General features: G+C 42.0%; 10 protein-coding genes. 2 read left to right on the top strand and 8 right to left on the bottom strand.

Annotation, left to right across the window (positions count from 1 at the left end; all coding sequences use genetic code 11):
- Positions 1-2: 2 nt before the first annotated feature.
- From MKX52_RS02305 to MKX52_RS02275, 7 genes are all read right to left on the bottom strand, one after another.
- Entirely contained in the window at positions 3-1,271 is a 1,269-nt protein-coding gene (locus MKX52_RS02305; protein WP_342491401.1) for a glycosyltransferase, read from the bottom strand.
- On the bottom strand, positions 1,264-2,979 hold the full coding sequence (locus tag MKX52_RS02300; protein WP_342491400.1) for a DUF2334 domain-containing protein: 1,716 nt from the start codon (positions 2,977-2,979) through the stop codon (positions 1,264-1,266). The genes MKX52_RS02305 and MKX52_RS02300 overlap by 8 nt, the downstream gene beginning before the upstream one ends.
- Positions 2,969-3,820 carry a GGDEF domain-containing protein gene (locus MKX52_RS02295; protein ID WP_342491399.1) on the bottom strand — a complete coding sequence of 284 codons (852 nt, stop codon included), beginning with the start codon at positions 3,818-3,820 and terminating at the stop codon, positions 2,969-2,971. The genes MKX52_RS02300 and MKX52_RS02295 overlap by 11 nt, the downstream gene beginning before the upstream one ends.
- The gene (locus MKX52_RS02290; protein WP_342491398.1) at positions 3,801-4,883 is read right to left on the bottom strand and encodes a glycosyl hydrolase family 8; all 1,083 of its coding nucleotides are present in this window, start codon (positions 4,881-4,883) and stop codon (positions 3,801-3,803) included. The genes MKX52_RS02295 and MKX52_RS02290 overlap by 20 nt, the downstream gene beginning before the upstream one ends.
- Before the next feature lie 197 nt (positions 4,884-5,080).
- The gene (locus MKX52_RS02285; protein ID WP_342491397.1) at positions 5,081-7,267 is read right to left on the bottom strand and encodes a DNA topoisomerase III; all 2,187 of its coding nucleotides are present in this window, start codon (positions 7,265-7,267) and stop codon (positions 5,081-5,083) included.
- A gap of 72 nt (positions 7,268-7,339) precedes the next feature.
- The gene (locus MKX52_RS02280; RefSeq protein WP_224925657.1) at positions 7,340-8,395 is read right to left on the bottom strand and encodes a tartrate dehydrogenase; all 1,056 of its coding nucleotides are present in this window, start codon (positions 8,393-8,395) and stop codon (positions 7,340-7,342) included.
- Between the two features lie 96 nt (positions 8,396-8,491).
- Entirely contained in the window at positions 8,492-8,692 is a 201-nt protein-coding gene (locus MKX52_RS02275) for an EamA family transporter (protein ID WP_342491396.1), read from the bottom strand.
- Positions 8,693-8,810: 118 nt separating this feature from the next.
- Here MKX52_RS02275 and MKX52_RS02270 point away from each other — a divergent pair, with 118 nt between their 5' ends.
- Complete coding sequence (locus MKX52_RS02270; RefSeq protein WP_342491395.1) at positions 8,811-9,485, top strand: GntR family transcriptional regulator; 675 nt, start codon at positions 8,811-8,813, stop codon at positions 9,483-9,485.
- A gap of 136 nt (positions 9,486-9,621) precedes the next feature.
- Positions 9,622-9,918 (top strand): DUF3817 domain-containing protein, encoded by a 297-nt coding sequence (locus tag MKX52_RS02265; RefSeq protein WP_008347156.1) that lies wholly within the window; start codon positions 9,622-9,624, stop codon positions 9,916-9,918.
- Positions 9,919-10,096: 178 nt separating this feature from the next.
- On the opposite strand, the gene MKX52_RS02260 is transcribed toward MKX52_RS02265, so the two are convergent.
- Entirely contained in the window at positions 10,097-12,349 is a 2,253-nt protein-coding gene (locus MKX52_RS02260) for a hypothetical protein (RefSeq protein WP_342491394.1), read from the bottom strand.
- Between the last annotated feature and the right edge of the window lie 107 nt (positions 12,350-12,456).

Below are 12,456 nucleotides of genomic sequence, written 5' to 3'. Positions count from 1 at the left end.
TGTCACCCGCTTTTCTTTTGTTGTTGATCGTAACGCTCTGTTTTGTACCATTTCACTTCTTGTTTCAATAATCGGCTCTTCACCTCTACACATAAGGAGTACACGACGAGCGCAATCCATACTTGAGAATAGGTGAAGTACATGAGAACCACTATGAGAATATTTTGTTTGGTGAGCTCTGTTTTCTCAATACTTAATGTAATCATCACTTCTGTTAGAAAGAGGAAGAACGCTAATCCCCAAAGGATCAGTGCAACAGCCCCTACAGATAAGTGGAGGTCAACAAATAGGTTTACAATAAAGATGCCATTTGAGAGCAGAACACCGAAGAAAAATAAGAAATACGTAAAGAAGAAATAAAACAAATCGAAAATCATTCGTTTTCGTTTTAGCTTCATAAACTGCCTTAAAAACTTAAGAACAACATATTGATTCCCTCTAGCCCAGCGCGTTCTTTGCCGCCACCAGACCTTCCACGTCTCGGGCTCTTGCTCCCATGTGATCGCCGCTGGGAAAAATCGAATCACATACCCAAGGTTATACACACGGATCGTTAATTCGGTGTCCTCGGCCAAAGCTTGGACATCCCAACCGCCGAGCTCTTCTAAAATGTGCCGGCGGATGGCGAAGTTGGTACCTGGTATTGTCGCAATACCAAACCATTTCCATCTCCCGCCCTGCGCCATCCATTGAAAACAGATGGTCTCAATATTAATAAATTTGGTCAGCAAATTTTTGGCTGCATTGATCACCCTGAATTTCCCGACAACAGCGCCTGCTTTTGGGTCATTTAATAACCCAAGAACCAGATGATAGACAGCCTTTGGTTCAGGCATGTTATCTGCATCGTATACGCAAATCACTTTTCCTGTTGAAGCCTTCAAACCTTCATTCAGCGCAGTGGATTTTCCCTTCCCTGCAAATGGTGGCTTCGTTTCAATCATATGGACATGATCATATTGCTCACTGAATGATTGCACAATCTCTCCTGTGCGATCAGAGGAATTGTCATTAATCACAATGATTTCAAGGAGGTGTTTAGGATAAGATAGCTGAACCATCGCTTTTAATGTCTGCCGAATGACGACCTCTTCATTATGAGCAGGAATCAGAATACTGACGGTTGGCAGATCCTTCCCTTGTTTCGTCCATTTAGGCAGCACTTTTTCATAGGTCAGGTAATGCTGAAAGCCGCCCTGCATGAGAAACATGTGGTATAGGAGCATGATCCAAATGAGCATTAATGAAAGATAAAATAAGACATCAGCCACCTAATTTTCTCTCCTTAAAAATTCGTTTTTTCATTGTCAGTCTTAAATACAATGTGTATAAAGCAAATGCCGCAATAAACAGCATGACCACGACCGTGAGAATTCTCAGCATATTTTCCATGCCACTTCGTTTGACTGTTTTTGTTTCGGCGATGTTGGATTCCTCTACTTGAATATGTCCATTCCCAAATGTTTGGATTTTGACATGTGCAGTTTGGACCGTCTGTTTTGTTTTCTTGATATCCAGCCATTCGCTAGAAGGGATTGCCTCCATCTGTGTGATTAAATCCTGTAACCCTGCTATCCCCAACTCCACGTCATAGGACAGCCCTATTGCGGCTGATTGCAGATGCTGAACGGATTGAATCGTCTGTTCTGTTAAAACATTGGAACCTTCTTGGTCAGGGGCTTGCTCTACTTGATGCTGAGGATATAAGGTCATGCCGTGTAACATGGCAGGAGACGTCACAAGCGGCGATGCGCCGACTGCTTTCCAAGTGCGGTCTGACAGCTGCACCTGTCCAAATAGACTCGACACATGCTTTGAAATTACTTCATACCCTTGTTGTGATGTCGCATCATGCGGCACCTCGAACCCAAGAGGATATAAGCCTTGACTAGCAAGAAGCTCAATGCCCTTTGTCAGTTTTTCTTCTGTATAGGCGATTTCTTGCTCCTGATTCGATTTGGTATACGTATGAAAGTCTTTTTCATTTGGGAATTGACTTTTCATTCGTTTCTTCTCAGCTTTTTTGGGGTCATTTGATGAGATGGGCTGATCATATTTTGCATCCCAGAACTCAAATCCCTGACCAGATTCCTCCGTTCGATACGTACGGCTAAAGCCATGAAGAATGATACTCGCTCCATTGCCTTGCAATTGTTTTAAAACACTCACAAGTTTCGGGCGGTCACTTAGTGTGACTTCATCACCTGTTGCCCGATCTATCCAAGCAGGGGTCACTGCAATCTGATAAGGAATATGCTGTGCGGATACGTATTGTCCAAGTTCAAGCAGCTTTTTCTCGTCACTTGCTGGACTGATGTTCCCGAGCATTAAGTATTTTGTCGTCATTTGCACAGAAGGTGACATGTATTTTTCTAGCGCTTCTGCAAGAAGCTCGTTGTGCTGCATGACATCTAAGATACCGATATATGCCGCACCTTCTTTTGTTTGAATCACAAATGGCAGATCAGATTGATGTTTCTTCACTAGAAATTCATTTTTCAACTCTGCCCCTCTAACCGTTAACACATTGATACTTCTCTCTAACTGACGGTATGTCTGATCATGTGTATGTTTTATTTGACTGATATGATCTTGTTTGTGAAAAGTAAGCTTGGAGAATGGGCGAAACTGTTCCGCATTGTAGCCAATGGCGATGAATTGCTGTGATTCGTTCATCGCACGAATGGTTTGTTTTGACAAGGTTCTCTTTATTTCACCAAGATAAATGACTTGCTGAAATTCATTGATCCTCTTTTCAGCCAAATGTTCATCGGATACAATCATCGTCTGTTTTGAAAAATGACCGACGAGTAGATCCAGCATATGAACGGCTGGAGTCACTTCACCAGATGGTGTGGAATAAACGATCAGTGTATTTGGCTGCGTGACAAGAGCATCCGCTGAAGCAATGTGTTTAAACGAAACAATCGTAAAAAGCGTGATCATCAAACAACATTTCATCAAAGAATTACAGTTCATTCATCATCATCTCTTTTTCTAGTTCTTCTAAAAATTGCTCTGGCGTACGATAATCCGAGCTGCTTGTTAAATGGCAGACATGAAATGTCAAGGTCACTTCACGACCGTTTAATAAGACATGCGTCTGCAATTTATCCTTTAGCTTATCAAGGACAACTGACACATTTTCTTCTGGTGTATGGGTTAGCAGCAAGCCCATTCGCTCTTCAGATAACCGAAATTTCTTATCGGTTTCTCTTACGCTTTCGCGGATCTTGAGACTTAATTGCTGGAATAGGTGCTGCATTTCTTTTTCTCCATATAACGATTTGAATTCCGCTGTGTAATTCATATGAAGAAGGATAAAGACAAATGGCTGTTTGTACCGTTCTGCCCGTTTCATTTCCTCGGATAATTCGAGCTTCATCCGCTCAGCATTGTCAAATCCCGTTGTCGAGTCAATCGCTACAAATTGTTTGATGGCTTGCTTTTGTTGTTCAATGGTGTGACGCAGCGTATGGATCCGTTCATGCAAGCTTCCTGCTGAAATCGCAAAGAAAAGAAGTGCTACGCCCCAAATCACTACATCTTGCAATGTTTGATTTGAAAAAAGAGGACTTACATGACCAAGCTCTGTAAAGAACATGGCGCTTCCTATAAAGAACAAAATCAACAAGGTGAAAATTAATGCTGGTAGGATACCAAATAAAATACCGCAGCCTAACACGACAAATGTCAGTGCGATGATCATAAAGCTCTCCGCATCTTGTACGTTGAGGTAGCCCATAAACAAAATAAGGCCTGCAAACGTGAGGAGCAGAGAATAGTACAAGCGATACGTGTTACTGAACAACCGATTCATTTAAAAGCTCCCTTTCTGCAATTAGAGGCAATAAGTTATCAAATGAGTGTGTCTCTTTTTCGTTCATGTATCCTCCGTAATAAGCCTTAAGAGGATCTTGGGTTTGTAACTCTTTCATGCGGTGATAGACCGTCTTTGCGAATTTCTGCTCGTTTTGTTTAAGGGCATACAAAATAACGAGTGCATATACCGAAGGCGATTCATATGTGACAGATGGTTGCAAAGTGCTCAGCTTATATCTCCCGTATAGTTTTCCGTCTTGTTTAAACGACGTTTTCAGCCATTTCATGATTTCAGACGTATTCACCTTTGCATGATGTGCATGTAGAGCTGTATAAAGTTGATCGATCATATTGATTTCTTGATCGAATGAATAGGTTTTTTTCTTTATGTCATAGGACTTAGGAAAAAATCCTTTTTTTCTCGGTGCTTGTTTTAGAATGGCTAATTGGTTGCTGGTCATTTGTTTCGTGAATATGTGGAGGGATTCCAATTCTTTGATTGCTTTTGGGTCTATATAAGAGAGTGTGATTGTGTGTGAAGTTCGATTTGTTGATGCATCATAATAATCGGACAATATGCCTTTGTACATGTTTTTTTCTTTTAACGCTTGAGCGATTTCTTTTGCTGTCGATTGATACGCTGGCTTCTTCCACAAACGATTTGCCTTTTGAAGTGCCGACACTACACGTAAATCATCAACTAAAGCATTGGCCTTACTTTTTTGTTCAGATTCAATTTGCCAGCTGAGAAGATGATGATCTAATAAAAATTGATCTTGCAAAACACCTAACTGTTGATCAAATAAATTTTGGTCTTTTTTTCGAACAAGATAATCCATCCAAAGCCCAAGTGATTCAGATAAGTAAATATGCTCCTCTGCAAAGGAGGTACGAATCAAGCCTTGATCTGTCATTAAGTGGTGAGTGATAAAATATTCTCCAGGTAAAACGGGCTGAGGTGATACTGGATCAGCTGATTCTTTCTGCTGCCTCCAGGTACATCCGCCTAGTAAAATAACAATGAGTAAAAAAATTGCTGTACGATATATGCGTGTATGCATTCGTGTCCCCTTTCAACTCCCCGTTCTCTAAACATCTAACGATTTATTATAGAGCGTTTTTGTTTAAATTTAAATAAATATTTTATACCAAATTACGAGTCTTTTCGCATATTTATTCCCATTTTCAGAAAAACAACATGTCAATATGCTTGATAACATTGAAAAACCCATGCGTTTCCGCATGGGTTTATATAGAACTATTGATCTAATTTTAATTTCTTTAATTGTTCAGCAAGTGCGTTATTAATGGGTTCTTCCACTTTCTTTTGTTTCTTCATATATTTAGACACATCGTGCTTACTGGCTTTCTTTTGATTGGATTGAGATTTGCGTTTTTCGAAGACAGACAGCTTTTCTCTATGGCCGCATACACAAGCAAAGATTTTGCCATCCCCTTCTCCGCGCAGCTCGAGCTTTTTATGACAGTTCGGGCAGCGTGCGTTTGTTTTCTTTGCCACATTTTTACGATGGCCGCATTCCCGGTCCTGACAGACGAGCATCGTGCCATGTTTTCCATTCACTTTCAGCATGAGTTTACCGCAGTCTGGACAATGGGTGCCAGTAACATTGTCATGCTTAAAGGTCTGGTTCGTCTGTTTGATTTCAGATACGGCTTGTTTGGCATACGATTTCATTTCACTCATGAATTGAGAAGCCTTCAATTGCCCTTTGGCGATTTTAGAAAGCTTTTGCTCCCATTCTGCTGTTAAAGCAGGAGACTTTAAGTCCTCAGGCACTAACGAGAGCAACTGCTTTCCTTTCGAGGTGATGAAAATGTCTTTGCCCTTTTTCTCGATTAAGAAGCTATTGAACAGCTTTTCAATAATATCCGCTCTTGTTGCTACTGTTCCTAGACCACCTGTTTCACCAAGGGTTTTCACTAAGTCCTTTTCCTCGTTCTGCATAAATGCCGCTGGGTTTTCCATAGCAGATAATAAGGTCGCTTCATTAAAAAGTGCAGGAGGTTTCGTTTCTCCTCTTGTTTCTTTTAGCTGTCGTACGTCTAGTGACTGTCCTTCTGAAAGCAGCGGCAAATGTTGATCTGCCTCGGCAGATTCCTCTTCTTCATACGAGTCATCGTACACGGCTTTCCAGCCAGCTGCTTGCACGGTTTTCCCTTTTGCTGTGAATGTTTCACTGCCTATTTTGGTGATGACCGTTGTTTCTTCATACTCGAAAGGATTCAAGAGTACAGCAAGGAATCGCTTGGCAATGAGGTCATATAATTTACGCTCTTTATCGCTTAGTACTCCTGGATATAGCTCTTCCTCGGTTGGAATGATCGCATGGTGATCTGACACTTTGGCATCATTGACGAAGCCTTTGTGCGCTTTTACACCTGACTGTAAAATCCGGTTCACATGCTGCGCATACGGTCTGACGTTCATTCCTTTTAAACGATCTTTTAATGTAGGAACGATATCCGCTGAAATAAATCGTGAATCTGTACGCGGATATGTGACGAGCTTATGCTGCTCATACAATCGCTGAAGCGTAGATAATGTTTCTTTGGCTGAGAAGCCATAGCGTTTATGTGCATCACGCTGCAATTCAGTCAGATCGTACAGTCCCGGCGCGAACGCTTTTTTCGCTGTTTTTTTCAACGCATCAACCACTGCTGGTTTGCCTTTGCAGGCTGCCAAACGCTCTTTGATCACATTCTCTTGGAATGTCCGGTTTTGCTTTGTTTTGGCATCCTGCCAGGTCAACGTCAGTCCATCTACTTGTGCAGTCAATCCATAGAACGGCTTCGGCTGAAATTGCTGAATGTCTTCTTCTCGTTTGAATATCATGGCGATCGTTGGTGTTTGCACCCGTCCACAGGAAAGCTGTGCATTGAACTTCGTTGTCAGCGCTCTTGTTGCGTTGATGCCGACAATCCAGTCTGCCTCTGCGCGCGCAACGGCAGAGCGATACAAGTTATCATATACTTTGCCGTCTTTTAAACGTTTGAAGCCTTCTTGAATGGCTTTGTCCGTGACAGATGAAATCCATAGTCGTTTCAAAGGCTTTTTCACATGGGCTTTTTCAAGAATCCATCGTGCGACAAGCTCCCCTTCACGTCCAGCATCTGTTGCGATGACAATATCTTTGACATCTTTTCTCGCAAGCTGTGCTTTCACTGCTTGAAATTGTTTCCCTGTCTTTTTCATCACCACAAGTTTAAGCGGTTCAGGAATGATTGGTAAATCCTCTAAACGCCAGGATTGAAATTCTTTTCCGTAGCCTTCAGGATCAGCCAGTGTGACCAAATGGCCAAGCGCCCATGTCACAATGTATTGATCTCCTTCTAAAAAGCCATTTCCTTTTTTATGACACTTCAGCACACGTGCAAGATCACGTCCGACCGAAGGTTTCTCTGCTAATACAACTGTTTTTGACACTAGATTTCACATCTCTTTCTTCTATCCATCCTTTTATTATAGCAGACGTGGAGATGCGGTTCTAATGACGGATTATTTCTTCAATCGTTTGATGATTTCGTTTGTGACTTCTTGCGTTTGATAGGCGCCGCCGATGTCTGCTGTTAAAAAGCCGTCTGCTGTAACTGATTCGATGGTTTCGAGCAGATGAGTGCCCAGTTCTTCCTCTCCGAAATGATCCAGCATGAGTTTAGCCGTCCAGATTTGGCCGATCGGGTTAGCAATTCCTTTTCCCGCAATGTCTGGAGCTGATCCGTGTACAGGCTCAAACATGGATGGGTATTTGCCATTCACATTGATGTTGGCGGCAGGCGCTACACCAATACTCCCCATAATGGCTGCCCCAAGATCCGTCAAAATATCACCAAACAAATTACTGGCCACAATGACATCAAATTTCTCAGGTCTCGTGACAAAGAAGGCTGAGAGTGCATCAATGTGCTGTGAATCTGCGGTCACTTCTGGATAATCCTTTGCTACGTCTTGAAACACTTCATCCCAAAAAGGCATGGTATGAACGATCCCATTTGATTTGGTTGCACTCGTCACATGCTTTCGTCTTTTTTCTGCTAATTGAAAGGCAAAACGCATGGCACGCTCTGTCCCTTTTCTTGAGAACACCGCATTTTGAACAGCAAGCTGATCTTCTCCTTGATAAATACGCCCCCCAATTTCACTATATTCACCTTCACCGTTTTCTCTGACAACTAGAAGGTCGAAATCCTTTGGCTGCGCAAGCGGTGAGCGTATTCCGTTCAGCTGTTTTGCAGGTCTGACGTTAATCACCTGTTCAAATTCACGCCTAATTTTAATAAGCAATCCCCAAAGCGATACGTGATCTGGCACTAAATTGGCATCTCCGACAGCCCCTAAGAAAATGCTGTCAAAGGCTTTCAATTGATCCAATCCATCCTTTGGCATCATCTCGCCATGCTCTAAATAATACTCACAGCTCCAAGGAAAATCCTGAAAAGTAAATGACAGACCGCCATGTACTTCTGACACCGCTTCCAAAACTCGTATCGCTTCAGGTACAACTTCCTTTCCAACCCCGTCACCTGGTATCGCCGCAATTGAAACATGCTTCATTCATTTCTCCCCCTTTATTGTCGGTCGACGGTCGACCGTTTATTTGAGTTTACTAGAGAGAGCATGTTCTTTCAATGGATAAGGGCACTTTTTTGATCAAAGCGCCTGTTTATCTTGGAAAGGCATCGAGGGTTTCACCTTCTTCCTCCTCGCACTTTTTTTATCTGAAAGCAGTAGCCCGCCTAAGGTCAGTACCGTACCAAGTGCTGACATGAGGGTCAATCTTTCATGAAGAACGATCATTGAAATGACCATCGTAATAATCGGAACGCCATAAATATATACACTCGTTTTCACTGAACACCCTTTTTCTCTTGAATTGTACGATATTGACTTTTCCAAGACAGGCTTGCCTAGAGGGAAAAACTTGGATAACATGAGACAAAAGATGATGTGTAAATGAGGGAATGACAGAATGAATTCATTCAAGATGGAAAGACCAGCACCATACCATATGCAATTTTATGAACAGTTGAAGCAGATGATTTTTGATGGACAGTTTCAGCCAGGGGAACGCATCAATGAGACACAGCTTGCCAAACAATTTGGTGTAAGCCGATCACCGGTGAGAGAGGCGATGAGGCTTTTAGAAAAAGATGAGCTCTTGATCGCTGATCATCGGTCAGGCTACTCTGTTTATACGTTATCGGAAGAAGATGTCGAGGAGCTTTATCAAATTCGAATTGCCTTAGAAACGCTTGCTGTTGAGCTTGCATGCAAAGAAGCCGCGCAAAAAGAGCTCGATGAAATTGAGCAGGTCCTCACGCAGGCAGACGAAGCAATCAAACAGCAACTACCATCTAAAGACATCGTCCAGTTACATGAAGCCTTTCATCAAAAAATCATTTTAGCGAGCCACAATCACCGCTTATATAAACAATTGAATCATGTGAACGCACTGATTCATTTTTGCCGTATCTTTCATTTTAGCGGCGGGGCGCGTGCTGAGACGATTCAAACTGAGCATGCTGCCATTTATTCTGAAATGAAAGAGCGCCGCTCCACAGAAGCCGTTCAAGCGATGACGAATCATTTGTTACATGATGTGATGCACTTAAAGCAAGTACTCTCTGAAACAAACAAGGATTAAGTGATTTTTCCTTTTTCCCATTTTTTAAGCATTACATGAACATATTTTGAATTTTTCGTAGATTTCAGCATGTCCAGACGTTCTTTCGTTTATATTAGAAGATGAGAAACTAGCTTTTATACAGGAGGATTTGTATATGCATACAAGTATTAGCCGTCTTCGACAGGCGGGTTTTATTGAGGGTATGTCTCTTTTAACCCTTCTTTTAATTGCCATGCCTCTGAAATATTTTGCGGATATTCCGATGGCAGTCACCATTGTAGGCTCTCTTCATGGCGCATTGTTTGTCATCTATATGCTTATTTTGGCATATGTGACCTTTAAAGTTCGCTGGCATTTGAAATGGTCGATCGCTGGTTTTTTTGCGGCTTTCATTCCTTTCGGCAACTTCGCCTACGATAAGGTGCTCCGCCAGTATGATACAAAAGCTTAATCAAAAAGGGCTAAAACGAATTTCGTTTTAGCCCTTTTTCTCCTTTTCAGCGTGATAGAAAACCTTTGCAGCCCTAGAAAGGACGAGTACTGAAGCGGAGCGAAATTTGACATTCGCAAGCAACAGCACGCAGGACTGAAACCGAATGCGAGGGTTTATCTACACGCTAAAGTATTTTTTAAATTGATGCATATTTCACAATGGCTGCTTGACGTGTCATTTCGTGATATGCCACCCATAATTCATCACCTGGCAGTACGCTAGTGATTGGATCGATTGGCTGTTTCACTTCATACATCACGCCATCTCTCTCAATCTGAATGGTCGCTAACGGCTGATTGCCGATGACACCAGAAAATGCGACATGGGTCACTTTTGCACTTCCTTGTTTCTCTTGCATAAGACTGATTTCTTTATCCAGCTCTTCTTGTTTTGTCTGCATCGTGATTTGAGTTCCTGGCGCAACCTCCATATGGTCAGGGATGAATTGACTGACCGTTTTTGTAATGGACTGATCTCCGCTAGAAACCATCACATCCAGCATAATAGGTTTCTGATTATGAATCGTGACTGGATATTGCTTCACCCGCTGGATGGTTCCTGTTAATGTCACGTCTTTCCCCGATCGATTCCGCACTTCATGGCCATAGGCTGCCATTTTCAACTGACCGCTGATGTCGACGAGATCGGCTTTTTCTCCTGTTCTATATTCAAAACCATTGGCTTGAATCATCGGAATGGTATATTTTTTCTGATCTGCTTCAAATGTAAGCGATAAGACCGTGCCTCGTCCTACGGTTCCATATGATTCTATGTTTCTTAAAACAGCGCCTTTGATGAACTTTGGCTCACTTGTCTGGGAGAAGTCCCCCTCTTTTAAGAGCATCGCCTTTTTCTTCTGCGGATTATAGAGAATGGCGATACGCTGACCCGCCTGTGGTATCTGGGTATAGGATACAACCGTTTTAACCGTCTTCTCGATATTTTGCCCATCATATTGAAATTGCAGCTGCATTTTGATAATCGGCTGTTCGTTGAGGTAGGTGCCTGTTTCTTTGACAGATACAATATTGGCTTCTAATGTGACACTGTCTTTGATTTTGTTGTTTCTCACCAATCTCAAAATCGGCGGCAGGAAGATGGCTAGTACAAATAACAGCAATGGAATAAACAGCCATAGTGCCCAGTTGAGAATGAGCGGTCCGCCTTTCATGACATATTGCATAAAGGTGTCAAATGATGTTTGGTGAGCAGGGCTTGCGTTTTCGATTGAGATGACTTTTTGCAAAGGAAATTCCTTTAGCTGTTTGCTTTTCGTCTCAAATGCACCCGTTAATTGATTTTCGAATGAATAATAGATCCAATCACTTTTCACATTTTTATGGAAAAATAGTCCTTCTCTGTTTAAATTTTCATACGAAAACGACTGAAAAAGCTTGCTGACAGATGTTGTCTTATTCGTGCGGTGGTTATAAATATAACCTGTCAGCTTGCCTTTTGCTTCGTCCTTTGCTGTAGAGCCTACAAGAAGAATTTCTTCTTCATTAAGCTGGTAGATAAAGGTTTGATAAATCGGTTTTGGTGTTGGGACGACTTCACCAAGCCCTCCCTCTGCATTCACTTTCCTTGGTCTTTTTGGATAGTTAGATTCGACAGCGACGGCAAAGTTTTGGGATGTTCCGATTGTTTTTGCTAGCTGCTTCTCCACTTTATCTTGAATGAGGCTAAACGGTTCAGCGTTTTTGGAGACATAGACCCCAAGCTGATGCTTATCGTTTGAGACTCCGCTGACATATGCTTTCTGGTCATTTTTTAAAGTCAATTCAAATATAGGTATAGGCGTCTGGCCTCTAAAGGAGTTCATGACGGCATCGATGGAAACGGGTCTTGCTGGCAGCTTCAGTTTGTTGAGATTGTGCACATGAAAAAACTGACCATTCTTTAGCTCACCTAGGACGATAGCGGCACCTTCCATTTCTCCTGTAAACACAAGCCGTCCATTCCATTGATATGTATTCGTTTTTAAAAACGAGGGTATCTGCAAGTTTTGTTTAATGAGCTCTTTCTTTTCTCCGCTAGGCGTTAGTTTCTCGATCAAAAGCTGCCCCTCTTTATTTTTTAAAGCAAGTAAGAGATTGTTACCTTGAATGGATGGCAGCATTTCATTAAACGTATCGCTTTCCGTGGTCCATTCACTGATTATTTTTCCTGATTGAGGATCATACATTACAAAACGGAGTTGCTGGTCTTTTGATACAGCACTCACCACTCGTTTCCCTTCATCAAATGTAAATATTCGTCTGATGTCATATTGCGTCGCTTTCCCTGCTGACAAATCATCTTGGTAATGGTTCCACACCAAGACACTAAGAATGATTGCTGGAATAAAGAAGACAATATACCTGAGGAAAATCACTGGTATTCTTTTCACTTGATCGCTTCCTTTCATGAGGTTCCTTTACCTTATACGTTAGTGCAGCGAGAATGTTTCATGCTAGAAGAATACCATTCTAACTTTCCAAATCCATATTTTACAAA

It is taken from the genome of Bacillus sp. FSL R5-0422 (assembly GCF_038610765.1).
Lineage (GTDB): Bacteria > Bacillota > Bacilli > Bacillales > Bacillaceae > Bacillus > Bacillus pumilus_O.
The sequence above is the reverse complement of the archived record's forward strand: the minus strand, read 5'-3'. Positions and strand labels throughout refer to the sequence as shown.